Here is an 18,083-nt window from a genome sequence, read left to right on the forward strand (position 1 = left end):
GAGAGTGATACGAAAGAAGGCTTTTGGCCAGCAGTGATTGATGTAGAAATACTGTCATACTTTGTGCCACTCTCCTCAGAGCGACTCTTGCCGTTAATCGATTGATAACAACCTGAGACGCATAACCTTATCCAGGATTCTGAAGCAGGTGTTCTTTAATTATACGGATTTTACCGACAATGTCTTGGGAGCATACATTAAGATCGTCGCTAAAAGTGCTGTTCGCTTTGCCTAGATCTACACTTTTATAGGATTTTCATCAAAAATTAACGCTTTTTCTCTACATTTAAATAAAGATTTCTCAAAAATGACCGATATATATATAAAACGATATTCAATATAAATAAGATCAATTCTGTTACTAACAAGTATCAAAAAGGCACTGGGTTTCGCCATCCTTATACCCATTTGGAGGTGTGTCATGCTAGCAAGAGATATTATGGTTCGTGATGTCGTTTGCGTCGATATGGATACGCGCTTAACGGAGGTGATTGAGCTTATGGAAGAAAAAGGGTTTCACCATCTTCCCGTATTGGAAAATGATGTGTTAGTTGGCATCATCTCCGATCGTGATCTGTTACGAATTATCAGTCCTTTTATCGGCAGCGTATCAGAACAATCAAGAGATACGGAGACACTCAATCATGCCGCCCATCAAGTCATGACACGACAACCTCTAACGGTAAAAGAACATTCGCCGATAGAGGAAGTCATCTCATGGATGGGGAAAGTCGATATCTCTTGTATGCCAGTGGTGGATGCAGACAATCATGTCGTCGGCATTATTTCATGGCGAGATTTGATTCATCACGCGACTTTTTAATAGCCTAATACAGCGTGTTAACTGGCTAAACTGATGAAAACCACAAAACCATTAGTGGGTTTGTGCTTGGTCACCTAGTAAATCCACTAAATCCGCTTCCGTAAATTCGTATTTCTCGGCACAGAACTGACAATCCACCTTGATACTGCCTTGTTCAATCAACAACTGTCGAACCTCATCCGTGCCAATCGAAATGACCGCTTCCAAAGTTCGCTGACGAGAACAAGAACAACCAAACTGCATGGGCTTCGTATCGTACAAACGAACATCTTCTTCATGATATAAGCGATGCAATAATTCTAACGTATCTAACCCCAGCAGCTCCTCATCTTTCACCGTAGAGGCTAAGTGAGTAAAACGCGCCCAGGCATCCTCATCCCCCTCTTGTGCTTGCTCAGCAGGCAGACGTTGTAAAAACAATCCCGCGCATTGCGCGCCATTTGCTGCGAGCCAAATACGGCTTGGCAACTGTTCAGACTGTTGAAAGTACTGCTCTAAACATTCAGATAAAGACGCTCCGACAATTTCAACAATACCTTGATAACGCTGACCATTACGGGGAGTAATAGTGATCACTAGGTAACCACCAGCTAACACTTCTTTTAGCGAAATGACGTCAGGCACCTCTTGCGCCTCATCCCATTGGGCAATAGCTCGTAGATTACGCTTTTCATCGCACTCGGCCATCAAGGCAGACAAATAACCATTGCCTTTTGCCTGAATGGATAATACACCGTCGATTTTAATAATATCGCGTAGCAGTGCGATCGCGGCGACAAATTCCCCCAACAATTTTTCCAGACCCAATGGATAAACTTTTCGTTTAATAATCTCTTGATAGGCACTGCTCAATAACACGCGTTCACCACGCACGTTGGTCTTATCAAAAGAAAATCGCTGAATCTCGTTAATCAATGCACTGTTCACAAAATCACCTTACGCCTCGTTGGGCGTGAGTAAAGTTCAAATAATATTGCTGCGCATTTTACCCTTGAGCTTGTGAATCATCTACCTTAATGCATGAACTAATTAGGATCTCAACAGAAAACTTGCTAACGGCTATTTCGTTTCCCCGTGTCGCCCTCTAAAATGCATACCAAGACGCAAATGTTAATCCTCAATATAGCGATATTTTACCGACGTTTAGAGATTCCCTGTTTTATGATCCAATTTAGCGAAGTCAGTTTACAACGTGGCACACAATTTCTTTTGGAAGAGGCCGACCTCACCATTTTTGAAGGCCAAAAGGTAGGGTTGATCGGCGCGAATGGCGCTGGCAAGTCCTCTCTGTTCGCAATGATTCGCGGTGAACTAAGCGCCGATACCGGTGAGGTCATTCTCCCAGGCCAACGACGTATTGCTTTTATGGCTCAAGAAGTCGAAGAAACACAACGCAGTGCTTTGGATTATTGCCTCGACGGTGATGACCATTTGCGCCTCATCGAAGCCAACATTGCCAAAGCCCAAGCACAAGACAATCACCACGACCATGCCCTCTGGCTTGGCGAGTATGAAAGCGCCCATGGCTATACCGCACAATCCCGTGCAGAAACGCTCTTGCAAGGTCTCGGCTTTAAAATGTCAGACATGCATAAACCCGTCGCCGATTTTTCTGGGGGATGGCGAATTCGCTTAAACCTTGCCAAGGCGTTAATGTGCCCATCTGATGTACTGCTATTGGACGAACCAACCAACCACTTAGATTTAGATGCTGTAATGTGGTTGGAAAACTGGTTGCGCCAATACCCAGGCACCTTGTTACTGATTTCACACGATCGGGATTTTCTCGATGGTATTTGCAGCCACATTGTCCATCTCTATCAAAAAAAGTTGACCCTTTATAAAGGCAACTATTCCGATTACGAACGCCAGCGCTCAGAGCACTTGGCTCAGCAACAGTCTAACTTCGAGCGCCAGCAGGCCAAACGTGCCCACTTACAACAATATGTGGACCGTTTCCGCTACAAAGCCACAAAGGCTAAGCAGGCTCAAAGTCGTCTAAAAATGTTGGAAAAAATGGAGCTGATTGGCCCTGCCCACATCGACTCGCAATTTTCATTTTCCATCCCCGTGGCTGAAAAAACGTCTCAACTCTTGATCAATTTATCGCAAGCCGATTTGGGCTATACCTCGCCGACGGGCGAGCAATCAATTCAACTTGGCAACAGCAATTTTGCCCTGCGGGACGGGCAGCGTGTCGGCTTACTTGGTCCCAACGGCGCGGGTAAATCGACGTTGATTAAATCCATTGTGGGCGAACTGGCTATTCTCTCGGGAGATCGCGTCACGGGTGAGAATTTAAAAATAGGCTATTTCTCTCAACATCAATTAAGTGCACTGGATTTAGAGGCCTCGCCATTACTGCACATCCAGCGTCTTACCCCGAAGGTCTTAGAAAGCGATATTCGTCGATATTTGGGGGGTTTTGGCTTTATCGGTGATGATGCGCTTCGTCCGGTGAAAGGTTTCTCCGGTGGCGAAAAGGCACGTCTTGCCTTGTCATTAATCGCTTGGACGAAACCCAACTTATTGGTCCTTGACGAACCCACTAACCACTTAGACATCGAAATGCGCCAAGCGCTCACCGAGGCACTGCAAGAGTTCCCTGGTTCCATTTTGCTGGTCTCCCATGATCGTCACCTGCTTAACAGTACCGTTGATGAATTTTATCTTGTTGCCGATCATCACATTCAACCTTTTGAGGGTGACTTGGCGGCTTATCATGCTTGGCTGCAAGCAAGACAAGCTAACGCGGCTCAGATCGAAAAAAATGAACAGAACCCAGATAAAATGGAGAAAGTAGACCGCAAAGAAGAGCGCCGTAAAGCGGCGGAGATGCGTGAAAAATTACGCCCTCTTCGTAAGCAGATAGAAAAATATGAAAAAGCCGTTCAGACCGCTCAAAGCCATTTAGACAAGATATCAGATGCCATGACGGATGCGACCCTATATGAAGCGGAGCAACGAGGCAAACTGCAGACACTCCTCAGTGAGGAAGCCAAATGGAAAAAAGCCCTAGAAGAAAACGAAGAGGCGTGGTTTGAAGCACAAGAAGAACTGGAGGACGCCCAGGCACAACTAAACTAGCCGTCGACTCAAAACAAAGACTTAATTGGGGAAAGTGATTAAACGTTGCGATAATACACAGTAGTTATATCAACAATGACTTAAGATTGTCACATAAATCAAGTACATTCTTATTCAAGCGAAAAGGAGATATTGGATGACCTTTCCATATACCCGTATGCGTCGCATGCGTAAAAACGATTTTTCACGACGCCTCATGCGAGAGCATCGCTTAACCGCTGACGATCTCATCTACCCCATGTTCATCATAGAAGGAAAAAAGGTAAGAGAAGCCGTTCCTTCCATGCCAAACATTGAACGAGTGTCCATTGATATTTTGCTCGAAGAAGCCAAAGACATTGTAGCACTAGGCATCCCTATGATTGCCCTGTTTCCCGTGATCTCTGGTGATAAAAAATCCCTTGATGCGAAAGAGGCATACAATCCCAATGGATTGGTACAACGCGCAGTAAAAGCTCTAAAAGACGCGTTTCCAGAATTGGGCGTATTGACGGACGTGGCGTTGGATCCCTACACCACTCATGGACAAGACGGCATCATCGACGAAGAAGGTTACGTATTAAACGACATCACCGTAGAAACGCTTGTCAAACAAGCGCTCTCTCATGCTAAAGCAGGGGCTGACGTGGTGGCCCCTTCAGATATGATGGATGGTCGCATTGGTGAAATTCGTGATGAACTCGAAGCAGAGGGCTTCGTTAATACGCTGATTATGGCGTACGCAGCCAAATACGCATCCGCCTACTATGGCCCATTTCGCGATGCCATTGGCTCTAGCGGCAATTTAGGAAAAGGCAACAAATTCACCTATCAAATTGATCCTGCCAACTCAAACGAAGCCATTCGTGAGGTGATGCTAGATATAGACGAAGGCGCCGATATGGTGATGGTCAAACCTGGCCTCCCCTATTTGGATATCGTCCGTCGCGTCAAAACAGAATTAGAAGTACCCACTTTTGCTTACCAAGTCAGTGGCGAATACGCAATGCACATGGCAGCGTTTCAAAATGGCTGGTTAGACAAAGATTCCGTTATTTTGGAATCCTTAGTGGCATTTAAGCGTGCAGGTGCCGATGGCATCTTAACGTATTTTGCAAAAGACGCAGCCCGTTTGCTAAAAGGATAATTTATCTCTTGTGCTGATCTGGTTTTTGATAGGTAACCGCCAGCGGACATGAGGAAAATTTACTCAAAGCAACACAGAACTATAGGTTTCTAGGCTGCGTTAGTGTAATTTGTTAGTTAATGCCTACTCTTTCCTAGATAGGCATTAAAGCAAGATACCAATAATATGAGAAGACGGTATTTGGGAGTTATGAAAGCGCATGTCTGAACAGTCTGTGAACGAAATAGAAAAACAGGAGGCGGCTGCAACGCCATTAGTAGAGGCCGAAGAATTGGTATTAGAACCCATTCCTGAGCAGCCTCAAGACCCTAATAAAGTTGCCATAGAAGAGCGCTTACCCGAACAAATTGACTTGGCCGATCCCGAGTTGTATTTCAACCGTGAACTCAGCCATCTGCAATTTAATGCCCGTGTGCTTGAACAAGCTATGGATGAAAATCATCCTATCTTTAACCGTCTTATGTTCTTGTGCATTTTTAGCTCGAACATGGATGAATTTTTTGAAATACGTGTTGCCGGCCTAAAAAGTCAGCTTGAGTACAGCCGTGAAAAAAATGGTCCAGACGGCATGCACCCTAAAAAGGTCCTTAGCTTAATCAGTGAACATGCACATAAGCTGGTACGCCGCCAATATCGCATTCTTAATGATATTATTTTCCCTAAACTGGCCAATGAAAACGTTAAATTTATTCGTCGTACCGTCTGGAATGAGAAACAAGCCGCCTGGGTAAAACGCTATTTTAGGGATAATGTCCTACCCATTATTAGCCCCATTGGACTCGACCCTGCTCACCCGTTCCCAAGGCTCGCCAACAAGACCTTTAACTTTGTGGTGGAGTTAGAAGGCCGTGATGCATTTGGTCGTGAGAATGGCTTAGCCATCGTCCCAGCCCCCAGCTCATTACCTCGCTTGGTCAAATTGCCCGATGATGTGTGCGAAAACGGCGATAATCTTGTGTTCCTATCGTCTATCATTCACGCCCATGCGGATCAACTGTTTCCAGGTATGACAGTAAAAGGCTGTTATCAATTCCGCTTAACCCGTAATGCTGACTTAGAAGTGGACTCAGATGATATCGGTGTCGACTTAGCAGGGGCGCTGAGAACCGAACTTCAAAGCCGCCATTATGGTAGTTCAGTACGTTTAGAAATCGCTAATAACTGCCCTGCGCATATTGTTGACTCCTTACTCAAGCAGTTCGACCTTGAAAAACAAGATTTGTACCGTATCGACGGCCCAGTCAATCTAAGCCGTTTATTGGCCGTATTAGAATTAGTCGATCGCCCAGATCTAATGTATCCACCATTTTCTCCAGGGCTGCCTAGGAAACTCGCCAGCTCAGGCGGTATTTTTGAAGCCATTCGCCAACGCGATTACCTGTTGATGCACCCATTCGAAAGCTTCTCACCGGTTATCGATTTATTGAGTGACGCAGCCAAAGACCCTAATGTCGTAGCGATTCGTCAAACACTTTACCGTACTGGAGCGCGTTCTCCTGTTGCCAACGCGTTGGTTGAAGCCGCTCGTAACGGCAAAGAAGTAACGGTGGTTATCGAGCTACGGGCACGATTTGATGAAGCAGAAAACTTAGCCCTTGCTAGCCGCTTACAAGACGCAGGGGCGATTGTTGTTTATGGGGTTGTTCGTCATAAGACCCATGCGAAAATGATCCTCATCGTTCGAAGAGAAGGCTCAGAGCTAACGCGTTATGTACATTTAGGCACAGGGAATTACCATGCTGGTAACGCCCGTCTCTATACTGACTATAGCTTCATGACCTGTGACAAAGAAATCGGCGACGATGTGCATCGAGTTTTCCAACAGCTGACTGGTATGAGCAAAGAACTCAAGGTGAAAAAGCTCTTACATGCTCCTTTCACACTACGTGATCGCTTGTTGGACATGGTTAACCGCGAAGCAGAAAATGCTCAAAAAGGCGAACCATCTCGTATCATCATCAAAGTAAACTCCTTGACGGAGCAACGGTTGGTTCAAGCGTTATACAAAGCCTCTCAAGCGGGCGTGAAGATTGATTTGATCGTTCGTGGTATTTGTACACTTCGCCCAGGCATCAAAGGCGTGTCTTCCAACATCCGCGTCCGCAGTGTCATTGGTCGTTTCCTTGAACATACTCGCGTTTACTACTTCTATAACAACCGTAACCCTCAAGTGTACTTATCCAGTGCCGATGGCATGGATCGAAACTTGAATAACCGAATAGAAGTTGCCTTCCCACTTCAAGACGTCAGTTTATCTCGTCGTGTGAAAAAAGAGCTGGAATTATATTTATCGGATAATACCCAAAGCTGGATTCTACAGAGCGACGGTTCATATCAACTCTCAAAACCTCGCAAAGGCGAATACCGCAGCGCGCAACGGGCTTTGCTAAGCGAATTGGCCGACAATACGCGATAACGCTATCTTTATCTTGTAGGCATATAAGGCTCTGATCGACCCAATCAGAGCCTTTTTTACTTGCGTCTCACCCTTGAATTTCGGTAATCCCATCCCATTTACATTAGTATATTCTAATAGGAGACACACTATGAATATCGCGTGTCCACACTGCTTCACCACCAACCGCATCCCTGAGGGCAAATCCCATAAAGCAGGCAAATGCGGTAAATGCAAAAGCGCTTTGCATACCACTCACCCCGTAAACCTCACAGAACAAAATTTCCAGCAATACATTGCCAATACCGATTTGCCAATCGTGGTCGACTTTTGGGCTGAATGGTGCGGACCATGCAAAATGATGGGGCCAGTTTTTAGTCGCCTTGCGGAACGCTCAGAAAAAGCTTTGTTTGCCAAAGTCGATACCGAACAATGCCAACGTATTAGTGCGCAATTCAACATCCGCAGCATCCCAACACTGATCGTCTTTAAAGGCGGCAAAGAAATAAACCGTCTAAGTGGAGCGCTACCAGAAGCCCAATTAGAACAATGGATTAATCAGAATATCTAGACACTTTTCGCTGCAATAACAGATTAGATAAATAATTTAATAGAGAGACCTTTGCACGATGTCACGTTGCTTGGCCTTGTTAGAAGGGCTATCGGTCATAGGCCTCTCGTACATCATCTACCAACTGGGCACATTCCCGCAGTAAATCCAACGATGAGCGAACTAGCCTTTCGTTCCGCCCTGGTTCCGATTCACCATCTGGGAGGTGTTTGCCACCGTGAAATAGATTATTTCTAACGGTTCGAACCATCAGTATCAGTTGCTGAAGTTGGCGTTGCGCTGGATCGATTTCAAAATTTCGAAAGCGAACTCGCTCATCATCAGCAAGGAACTGCTTACGGGAGGAAAGCTCCAAAGAAAATCAACGGCTGCTTTCAACTCCTCACTGGTTTCAGCATGGAACCGTTCATGAGCCTCATTGGCAAATCGATCCCACGAGGCAGAAACATCGTTTCGATTCCGAAGCGCGAATCTTGTCGCTTTTAGTGCATACTCCATCCGAGCAAACACCGCCAGAAACTCACACGCCAGATCACTTGGCATATGAAGGTGCCGGAATGCCGTATCCATGTCTTTCCTTCTAATGCCAGCTTCAGCTGCGCCGAAGCCGGAGGTTTTGGCGTCAGGCTGGAAGCGTTTGTTAAGCATTTACGATATTAATTTTTTTATAATATCTGAAGCTATTTCACGCCCCTCATTAGTCTTCAGCGCTTCCTTAAATAGCTTTATTAGTTTAGTTCCTGCTGTTTATACCAGACTCCTTTGGGGTATAGATCCACGTCCGTCTTACTCTTCTCAATGGCAGTTTCTATCACTTCGGCCTGTTTAGGATCAATGCCCATTTCAGCCTCAAGTGATTCAACTCTCTTTTGAAGCTCATCAAGCTTTGCAATCAAGTCAATCTTTTCTTGATCTTGAAAATATTGTTCAGGATTTTCAATATTTTCGTCAATACTTGATTGAAATTCGGCAGTTATATCATCAATGGTGGTTCTCACTGCATCCTTTGAGTGAATTAAATCCTCTCTGATATTCTTGACCCAGTAGGTCACGCGATCAACCGCATCTGATATGTCATTATGCGTGTGATACTCGTCGTTTCTATAATCGCCAGGACTCTCCATAGTACGAATGACTTTTTTTCTTTCAGGTTCAGGCTGCTGCATTAGCGCTACAGCAAATCTATTGCCACCCGTAACATGTTCTTCAATTACGAATTCATACTTCGGAAGAGAAGAAAAAACCAATTTAGCCAATGTAGAAGAGCCGTCAGGAAAGTGTGTTGTAAAGTCTTCTCTACAAAAATCCCCGTAATTCAGATTGTTCAGAATTTCCGAGATTATTGAGTTTTTTAAATTTGGCATATGCTCGAAATCCTTTGATTCTTAACGCCCGCATAAATGGCGAGCTTGCGAGTCCAGCGCGTACCGCGAAGCGGTCTCTTTAAACGCGCTATATTTCATGCGTTTGTTATTCTTTGGTGCCATTTTCATAGTGATAATGTTCTTGATGTGCAGAAGTAAAACCACCAACAAACTGTGAAGATTTGTGCGCTTCTTTCTTTGGTGTAAAGAACCCATTATCTACACACCAGTCATATGATCAAACATCTTTTGGATACGCAGTCAAAAGACCTGACAATGAATGTTTAAAGATCCAAGCCTCGGCCTTTTCCAAGCTAGTAAATACACCTCCAGAAAATCTCGCACCTTCACCATGAAATACCCAAATATCTTCTGTACTCATTAGCTACCTTCTAGAGAACGCCGTGGTCAGTGGGCCAGTTACGCTTGGAGTTCATTTAGTACCAACCATTCAGCCCATTGCAATCCAGGAATTCTGATGTGGGCGCCACTGAGCTTATCGATAACTGCATTAGACTCATCCTTAATATTACCGTATAGACGCCAACCGCTACCAAGCTTTTGGCCAAACTCAGTTACCTCACACACAATCTCTGGCCATGAAAAATTATCAGAGTGATAGAGCTCCAACCGTGCTATGTAACCGCCCTTTTGATAAGGCTCGAGCAATGTCTCCATCGGCGGACGATTAAACTCTCGAATGCATGAATTCACCACTTTTTTGGCGGATTCAAGCGATGAAGAATCCAAATGCAATTTCCATTTCGATCTAGGCATGAAACCTCTTTGAGCCTAACACCAGCCATAAGCGGCGCCCTGACAAGGGCGTCCGGTGGAGGGCCATCAGCCTGGAACAGACTTAATGGCCTTGTTATGAGTTTCGTTCTCTTGGGATCTCCGCAAGAACTTCCCCAGTCAACACGCGAACGTACTTTGCTGCCGAGGCTTCGCTAAAACTGACCTCGATCTCTTCGTTTGAGTCAATTTTGGACAGCTTTTCGAACAAATCTCGAGTCGCGGTTTTGACTGCTGAACGTGGATTAGTGACGCCTTCGACTTGCATCCCCAACCGAACTTTCATCGTCTCGTAAAGCTCACCAGCACTTGCTGCCATTTCAATTCTCACGTGATCTCATAGACGCCTTGCTCTGGGGCAAACCGAAGCGCGGCGTAGGTTTGTCCCTAGCAGCACTTTGTTATAAGCCGCTGCTCCAATTTTGTGATTGCTTTTAATATTGCTTCTCGATTCTTTGCTGCCTTTACCCATTTGGGGAGTCTCGTGAAGTATGACCACTTGGTGCCGCTTGCCACCCTATGCTGAGCCGCTGTGTATTCTTTTAGGTGCCTAAGATGCTCAGCACCATAAACCCAAACAGAGCCATGGCGTGTTAGTTCTTTTAGCGCCAACTCAAGACCAAAGAACGGCTCGATTGCATGATCAGATGGCTCCATGCGTGTAAATTCGAGGGAGACTTCGTTTTCTGAATTACATTGTGGACACTTTGTTTTTGCAGACTCTGACTTGATTTTTGAGGCATCTTCAAATTCTTTCTCTACCCGAACCCACTTGTGGCCACAAGAACGACAGGGACGTTTACCTATACCAAGAACTGGACCATGCCAACCATCACGCTCGGTTTTCATAGAGTGTGAACAGCTGTGGCATAGAAATGTTGCACGCCAATTCCTCCACATAGGATTGCCGTCGATTACACCTACATCACCACACTTTGGGCAGATTGCCTCAATAGAGGTTGCCCAATGCAATAGTGGATATCCTTCGTCTATATATCTCGTTCTCATACTTTCTTAAGGCTTATAACTACTAAGTGGTTATACAGTGGCGAAGCCATGGCTATAACCGTCTGTTGAACGGCCGCGTTATCTATAGGGGATTTGCTTTTTCAGAATTGGCGACGTCCCTGTTAATATCGCAGTGCTTTTTCTCCCTTACTAAGGGATATTCCCAACATTTAGGCGGGATTTACGTTTATTTTTTATCACAGTATGACTCTTTTTACTCGAATCCTAAGCATTAGGCAATACTCGATCCTCAGGCTCCATGACCTGATCCGCTTTCAAGGCAATGTATTTATGCCTGAGTCTGTTAACGACTATTCAAGCCCAACTGAGGGTAATATTTTATCTCCCCAAGATAAACCACATTAGGTTCACAACACGCTGGGCATCACCACCCCATTGGCGCAGTGTCCATCTCCACTTTTACAGACTTCTTGTTTCGTTCATCACTCTGTCGTTTTGTCTTTTCCAAAGATCGCTTTTTTATGGCATTCGATAAATAACCATAATGACGAATACGCATAAATCCTTTGGGCAAGACATGCAGAAGAAAACGCCTAATAAACTCCTCCGGCTCCAGTGACAATCGGCTTGCTTTATTGGCTTTGTTATCAAAATAGGACGGGGTCACCTGATTGTCTTTCCATGATTCAAGACGATGATTGCTTAATCCAACCCGATAAGTATAACGAGCTAAGTAGCTGACTAAGGTCTCTCGATATTCTAATGCGGATTGGCAATAAACGACCCATGGATGACTCATTAAATGGCTCAGCGTGCCATCCAGCGTTGCCTTTTCAATCGTCGATAATCTCCCTTGCTCATACGCTTGGCGTAGTTGACTCACCATCGTGCCTCTAAAACGATTTGAGAGGAGCTTAACGGGCAAAAAATACCCTTTATGGATCGGCTTCCAGTCCTTACCAGTTAAAACACCTGCGGGAACCAAACAGTGCAGATGAACATGGCGAGACAAGTTCTGTCCCCATGTATGTAACACACAGGTCATCCCTGCTTGACCATGATATTTTCTATCCGCTAACCCATTAAGAGAGCGCCATGCCGAGTGAAACAGCGCACCATAAAGCGTTCGACCGTGTCGACCAACCCAATCATTTAAAGCATGCGGAAGCGTAGCAAGGTGGGCTGGTATAGGCTAATCGTGATCCGAGATTGATTCCTGAATACCAATAGGATCAGTCTCATTGATGTTAAGAATTTTGCGTAAAGAGCAATCAACGCCCCCATTGATTGCGCTATCTAAGCATATAATCAACATTCACCTCCCGAATCTCAGACTTATGTCTAACTTACTCTCTAAAGCAGAAGGATTATAGTAGGTCAACTCTTCATTTTTATCCGTAATATAAATTTTAGCCAAAACCGATGTCTAGAGAATCGGTATCTTGGTCTAGCCCAGAGAACTGGCTACAGAGCGATTTATATTATCTAAAGTAGATCCTAATTAATAAAAACAGCATAAAGGTTTCAGGATGCAATTAGAGCGAATTAGACATGCAGGTTTACATGAAAAAATCATGTCAGCTGAGCAAGCAAGTGAATTTATCAAAGACGGTATGACCGTGGGCATGAGTGGTTTTACCCGTGCAGGGGAAGCCAAGGCCGTTCCTAAAGCACTGGCCGAGCGAGTAAAAGAGCACCCGCTAAAAATCAACTTAATGACGGGGGCATCACTGGGGAATGACCTTGATAAAATTCTGACCGAATCTGGTAGCTTAGCGCGCCGCATGCCCTTTCAAGTGGATACCACATTACGCAAAGCCATTAACAATGGCGAAGTCATGTTTATTGACCAACACCTTTCTGAAACCGTTGAACAGCTTCGTAACCACCAGTTAAAACTGCCAGATATTGCCATTATCGAAGCCATTGCGATTACAGAAGAAGGTCATATTGTGCCAACGACTTCTGTAGGTAACTCAGCAAGCTTTTCCATTTTTGCTAAACAGGTGATTGTCGAAATCAACACGTCGCATAAACCAGAGCTTGAAGGATTACACGACATCTACATACCATCCTACCGTCCAACACGCACGCCGGTACCGCTGGTTAGAGTGGATGACCGAATTGGCAGCACAGCGATTCCAATTCCACCGGAAAAAATTGCGGCAATTGTTTTCACTAGCCAACACGACTCTTACTCAACAGTTGGTGCGCCAGATGAAGACACAGCAGCCATCGCCAAACACCTCGTCACATTTTTTGAAAACGAAGTAGCTGAAAAACGCCTAGCGCCAAATCTAGGGCCACTACAAGCGGGCATCGGCAATATCGCCAATGCGGTGATGATGGGCTTATTGGATTCGGATTTTACCGACCTTACCATGTACTCAGAGGTTCTACAGGATTCGACATTTGACTTGATTGATGCTGGTAAAATGACGTTTGCCTCTGGCTGTTCTGTCATCTTATCAGAACGTATGAACTCAAAAGTCTTTGATAACCTTGAAAATTACAAAGATAAATTGATTCTACGTCCGCAAGAAATCTCCAATCATCCTGAAATTGTGCGTCGCCTTGGCATTATTGCCATCAATACCGCACTGGAGTTTGATATCTATGGTAACGTGAACTCCACACACGTCTGCGGCACTCGAATGATGAATGGTATCGGTGGCTCTGGCGACTTTGCCCGTAACGCCAACATGGCCATCTTCGTAACCAAATCCATCGCCAAAGATGGTGCGGTCTCAAGCGTTGTCCCCATGGCCAGTCACGTGGATCACAACGAACATGATGTGGATATTCTGGTGACAGAACAAGGTCTTGCTGACCTTCGTGGCTTAGCTCCTCGTGAACGTGCGGTGCAAATCATCAAACACTGCGTGCACCCAGACTATCGCAACCAAATGCTCGACTACTTCGAACGTGCTTGCGCTCGTGGTGGCCATACACCACACCTTCTAGATGAGGCTTTTAGCTGGCACATCAACCTAGAGAAAAATGGCACAATGAAATTACTTTAACTAAAACAGCAGAACCCGAGGTGGCGACTTCATGGAAGTTTACTCTCCTCATTATTTGAAAAGATAAATCGGAATACATTGAGGAAACTAACGACCACCTTGCGATTGAATTCGCCCTGACGCGTTGAACCTGCGAAACAGGCGCAAGCGAATAATAGATTTAAAAAGGCTAATGCGGGTGCTTTAGGAACGGCAAGAGACGCCCTCACGGGCCCGAACCCAATTTTTAGGGAGGTTGACTCCCCTTTTTACTTTTTTAGATTTTTTGCAGATGAAAAAAAGCCCTGACAGCATAAGCTATCAGGGCTTTCTCAAATTAAATATTGTTAACGACCTCACGGATCTAACGCTATGCGTTATCCTGCTTCGCAGCACCTTTGGCGTCTTTGGCTGGTTCCTTCTGAATATTGCCAACCACATGGCTTTCTAATTCAACCAAGCCCACACTACCATCGGCAATGGCAAGCGCCTGCGGCGAAAAAAGAGTCACTTCTGAGTTCGAGATGGAACCCTTGATCTCACACTCTATCTTTGAAAAGATTAACTCAGATTAATCGTCGCCTTGCTATTGGGTTCCCGCAGACGCGTTGAGCCTGCGAAACAGGCGCAAGCGAATACGATAGCAAGGTGTGTCTAATTTTTAGGGAGGTTGACTCCCCCCTTTTACTTTTTTAGATTTTCTTGAGACGAAAAAAAGCCCCAATAGCATAGCTATCAGGGCCTTCTTAAATTAAATCTTGATAACGACCTACTCTCACATGACTTTCTAATTCAACCAAGCCCACACTACCATCGGCGATGGCAAGCGCCTGCGGCGAAAAAAGAGTCACTTCTGAGTTCCGAGATGGGATCAGGTGGTTCAACACGGCTGATGGTTTACAGCGTTTCTTGAGACGAAAAAAAGCCCTGACTGCATAAGCTATCAGGGCTTCCTATTTAAAATCTTGATAACGACCTACTCTCACATGGGATCTCCCACACTACCATCGGCGATGGCACTTTTCACTTCTGAGTTCGGGATGGGATCAGGTGGTTCAATGCCTCTATGATCATCAAGAAAACTGGCTTGCGTTTGTTATGGCGGCTTTGTGTTTTCCTGTCCATAACTCGCAAATTCGTTTACTTGTCTCTGTTAACAATTCATTTTGAAATAGCGACAATCAAGCGTTAAACCGGATCGTATTCTGTGTCTTTTGTGTGTCTTACGACCTCCATGGAAGGAGGAAGTGCTGGAATGGTCAGGAACCATCTCCAGTAAAACCACTTTGGTGTTATATGGTCAAGCCTCACGAGCAATTAGTATTGGTTAGCTCAATGCCTCACAGCACTTACACACCCAACCTATCAACGTCCTCGTCTCGAACGGCTCTTTAGGGAACTTATGTTCCAGTGAGATCTTATCTTAAGGGAGGCTTCCCGCTTAGATGCTTTCAGCGGTTATCCCGTCCGAACATAGCTACCCGGCAATGCCACTGGCGTGACAACCGGAACACCAGAGGTTCGTCCACTCCGGTCCTCTCGTACTAGGAGCAGCTCCTCTCAAATCTCAAACGTCCACGGCAGATAGGGACCGAACTGTCTCACGACGTTCTAAACCCAGCTCGCGTACCACTTTAAATGGCGAACAGCCATACCCTTGGGACCGGCTTCAGCCCCAGGATGTGATGAGCCGACATCGAGGTGCCAAACACCGCCGTCGATGTGAACTCTTGGGCGGTATCAGCCTGTTATCCCCGGAGTACCTTTTATCCGTTGAGCGATGGCCCTTCCATTCAGAACCACCGGATCACTAAGACCTACTTTCGTACCTGCTCGACGTGTCTGTCTCGCAGTTAAGCGTGCTTTTGCCTTTACACTCTATGCATGATTTCCGACCATGCTGAGCACACCTTCGTGCTCCTCCGTTACTCTTTGGGAGGAGACCGCCCCAGTCAAACTACCCACCACACAGTGTCCTCGATCCGGATTACGGACCTGAGTTAGAACCTCAAACATACCAGGGTGGTATTTCAAGATTGGCTCCAATAGAACTGGCGTCCTATCTTCAAAGCCTCCCACCTATCCTACACAAGTAGGTTCAAAGTTCACTGTGAAGCTATAGTAAAGGTTCACGGGGTCTTTCCGTCTAGCCGCGGATACACAGCATCTTCACTGCGATTTCAATTTCACTGAGTCTCGGGTGGAGACAGTGCCGCCATCATTACGCCATTCGTGCAGGTCGGAACTTACCCGACAAGGAATTTCGCTACCTTAGGACCGTTATAGTTACGGCCGCCGTTTACTTGGGCTTCGATCAAGAGCTTCGCTTACGCTAACCCCATCAATTAACCTTCAAGCACCGGGCAGGCGTCACACCCTATACGTCCACTTTCGTGTTTGCAGAGTGCTGTGTTTTTAATAAACAGTTGCAGCGGCCTGGTATCTTCGACCGACTAGTGCTTACGGAGCAAGTCCTTCACACCGGCCGGCGTACCTTCTCCCGAAGTTACGGTACCATTTTGCCTAGTTCCTTCACCCGAGTTCTCTCAAGCGCCTTGGTATTCTCTACCTGACCACCTGTGTCGGTTTGGGGTACGGTTCATGTATATCTGAAGCTTAGAAGTTTTTCCTGGAAGCATGGCATCAACCACTTCACCCAAAAGAGGGCTCGTCATCAATTCTCGGTCTTAAGAGGAACCGGATTTGCCTAATTCCTCAACCTACTACCTTAAACACGGACAACCATCGCCGTGCTGGCCTAGCCTTCTCCGTCTCTCCATCGCAATATACATAAGTACAGGAATATTAACCTGTTTCCCATCGACTACGCATTTCTGCCTCGCCTTAGGGGCCGACTCACCCTGCCCTGATTAACATGGGACAGGAAACCTTGGTCTTCCGGCGGGGAAGTTTTTCACTCCCCTTATCGTTACTCATGTCAACATTCGCACTTCTGATACCTCCAGCCTGCCTTACAGCTTGACCTTCAACGGCTTACAGAACGCTCCTCTACCGCTCATCCTAAGATGAACCCGTAGCTTCGGTGTACAGTTTGAGCCCCGTTATATCTTCCGCGCAGGCCGACTCGACTAGTGAGCTATTACGCTTTCTTTAAAGGATGGCTGCTTCTAAGCCAACCTCCTAGCTGTCTAAGCCTTCCCACATCGTTTCCCACTTAACTGTAACTTTGGGACCTTAGCTGACGGTCTGGGTTGTTTCCCTTTTCACGACGGACGTTAGCACCCGCCGTGTGTCTCCCGCGCTAACACTCACTGGTATTCGGAGTTTGCATGGGGTTGGTAAGTCGGGATGACCCCCTAGCCCAAACAGTGCTCTACCCCCAGTGGCAATACGCGAGGCGCTACCTAAATAGCTTTCGAGGAGAACCAGCTATCTCCGAGCTTGATTAGCCTTTCACTCCTATCCACAAGTCATCCCCGGACTTTTCAACGTACGTGGGTTCGGTCCTCCAGTTAGTGTTACCCAACCTTCAACCTGCTCATGGATAGATCGCCCGGTTTCGGGTCTATTCCCAGCAACTAAACGCCCTATTAAGACTCGGTTTCCCTACGCCTACCCTATGCGGTTAAGCTTGCTACTGAAAATAAGTCGTTGACCCATTATACAAAAGGTACGCAGTCACGGAACAAGTCCGCTCCCACTGCTTGTACGTACACGGTTTCAGGATCTATTTCACTCCCCTCACAGGGGTTCTTTTCGCCTTTCCCTCACGGTACTGGTTCACTATCGGTCAGTCAGGAGTATTTAGCCTTGGAGGATGGTCCCCCCATCTTCAGACAGAATAACACGTGTTCCGTCCTACTCGTTTTCATGTCTAAGGCGTTTTCGTATACGGGGCTATCACCCTTTACAGCGATCCTTTCCAGAATCTTCTACTAACACCAAAGCCACTTAAGGGCTAATCCCCTTTCGCTCGCCGCTACTCAGGGA

At 46.0% G+C, this 18,083-nt stretch carries 13 protein-coding genes, 2 rRNA genes and 2 pseudogenes (1 of these 17 only partly in view); 6 read left to right on the top strand and 11 right to left on the bottom strand.

Annotated elements, in window-relative coordinates; genetic code table 11:
- The first annotated feature begins 421 nt into the window (after positions 1-421).
- Positions 422-823 (top strand): CBS domain-containing protein, encoded by a 402-nt coding sequence (locus AC0VYG_RS20760; protein WP_475429789.1) that lies wholly within the window; start codon positions 422-424, stop codon positions 821-823.
- Between the two features lie 51 nt (positions 824-874).
- On the opposite strand, the gene hslO is transcribed toward AC0VYG_RS20760, so the two are convergent.
- Positions 875-1,750, bottom strand: coding sequence for an Hsp33 family molecular chaperone HslO (gene hslO, locus AC0VYG_RS20765; RefSeq protein WP_475429790.1), 876 nt, complete (start codon positions 1,748-1,750; stop codon positions 875-877).
- Between the two features lie 234 nt (positions 1,751-1,984).
- Here hslO and AC0VYG_RS20770 point away from each other — a divergent pair, with 234 nt between their 5' ends.
- The 4 genes from AC0VYG_RS20770 to trxC all read left to right on the top strand — a co-directional run bounded on the left by AC0VYG_RS20770 (position 1,985) and on the right by trxC (position 8,002).
- Positions 1,985-3,910: an ATP-binding cassette domain-containing protein gene (locus tag AC0VYG_RS20770; RefSeq protein ID WP_475429791.1), complete on the top strand. Its 1,926-nt coding sequence runs from the start codon at positions 1,985-1,987 to the stop codon at positions 3,908-3,910.
- A gap of 136 nt (positions 3,911-4,046) precedes the next feature.
- Complete coding sequence (hemB, locus tag AC0VYG_RS20775) at positions 4,047-5,036, top strand: porphobilinogen synthase (protein ID WP_475429792.1); 990 nt, start codon at positions 4,047-4,049, stop codon at positions 5,034-5,036.
- 199 nt (positions 5,037-5,235) lie between these two features.
- Positions 5,236-7,452, top strand: coding sequence for a polyphosphate kinase 1 (gene ppk1, locus AC0VYG_RS20780; RefSeq protein WP_475429793.1), 2,217 nt, complete (start codon positions 5,236-5,238; stop codon positions 7,450-7,452).
- A gap of 130 nt (positions 7,453-7,582) precedes the next feature.
- Positions 7,583-8,002, top strand: a complete 420-nt coding sequence (trxC, locus tag AC0VYG_RS20785; protein WP_199478403.1) for a thioredoxin TrxC — start codon at positions 7,583-7,585, stop codon at positions 8,000-8,002.
- Positions 8,003-8,257: 255 nt separating this feature from the next.
- On the opposite strand, the gene AC0VYG_RS20790 is transcribed toward trxC, so the two are convergent.
- From AC0VYG_RS20790 to AC0VYG_RS20820, 7 genes and pseudogenes are all read right to left on the bottom strand, one after another.
- Positions 8,258-8,572 carry a hypothetical protein gene (locus AC0VYG_RS20790; RefSeq protein WP_475429794.1) on the bottom strand — a complete coding sequence of 105 codons (315 nt, stop codon included), beginning with the start codon at positions 8,570-8,572 and terminating at the stop codon, positions 8,258-8,260.
- A 158-nt stretch (positions 8,573-8,730) separates the two neighbouring features.
- Positions 8,731-9,366: a hypothetical protein gene (locus AC0VYG_RS20795; protein WP_475429795.1), complete on the bottom strand. Its 636-nt coding sequence runs from the start codon at positions 9,364-9,366 to the stop codon at positions 8,731-8,733.
- Between the two features lie 106 nt (positions 9,367-9,472).
- A pseudogene (locus AC0VYG_RS20800) lies at positions 9,473-9,748 on the bottom strand (DUF7710 domain-containing protein).
- Positions 9,749-9,786: 38 nt separating this feature from the next.
- A complete protein-coding gene (locus AC0VYG_RS20805; protein ID WP_475429796.1) occupies positions 9,787-10,143 on the bottom strand; it encodes a hypothetical protein in 357 nt (118 codons plus the stop codon).
- A 94-nt stretch (positions 10,144-10,237) separates the two neighbouring features.
- Positions 10,238-10,492 (bottom strand): hypothetical protein, encoded by a 255-nt coding sequence (locus tag AC0VYG_RS20810; RefSeq protein ID WP_475429797.1) that lies wholly within the window; start codon positions 10,490-10,492, stop codon positions 10,238-10,240.
- A gap of 56 nt (positions 10,493-10,548) precedes the next feature.
- Complete coding sequence (locus AC0VYG_RS20815; protein ID WP_475429798.1) at positions 10,549-11,010, bottom strand: FmdB family zinc ribbon protein; 462 nt, start codon at positions 11,008-11,010, stop codon at positions 10,549-10,551.
- Positions 11,011-11,473: 463 nt separating this feature from the next.
- Positions 11,474-12,301: pseudogene (locus AC0VYG_RS20820) on the bottom strand (IS91 family transposase); the annotation flags it as partial.
- Positions 12,302-12,659: 358 nt separating this feature from the next.
- On the opposite strand from AC0VYG_RS20820, the gene AC0VYG_RS20825 reads away from it, so the two are divergent.
- Positions 12,660-14,153 carry an acetyl-CoA hydrolase/transferase family protein gene (locus tag AC0VYG_RS20825; protein WP_475429799.1) on the top strand — a complete coding sequence of 498 codons (1,494 nt, stop codon included), beginning with the start codon at positions 12,660-12,662 and terminating at the stop codon, positions 14,151-14,153.
- A gap of 349 nt (positions 14,154-14,502) precedes the next feature.
- Here the strand turns inward: AC0VYG_RS20825 and AC0VYG_RS20830 are convergent, their stop codons facing one another.
- The 3 genes from AC0VYG_RS20830 to AC0VYG_RS20840 all read right to left on the bottom strand — a co-directional run.
- A complete protein-coding gene (locus AC0VYG_RS20830) occupies positions 14,503-14,643 on the bottom strand; it encodes a hypothetical protein (protein WP_475429800.1) in 141 nt (46 codons plus the stop codon).
- 452 nt (positions 14,644-15,095) lie between these two features.
- Positions 15,096-15,210: ribosomal RNA gene (rrf, locus tag AC0VYG_RS20835) — 5S ribosomal RNA — on the bottom strand.
- Positions 15,211-15,428: 218 nt separating this feature from the next.
- Positions 15,429-18,083: ribosomal RNA gene (locus AC0VYG_RS20840) — 23S ribosomal RNA — on the bottom strand (it continues 230 nt past the right edge of the window).

The sequence above is a fragment of the Marinomonas sp. 63XJN7_7_ISO-PGPR-S23-202 genome, assembly GCF_056173505.1.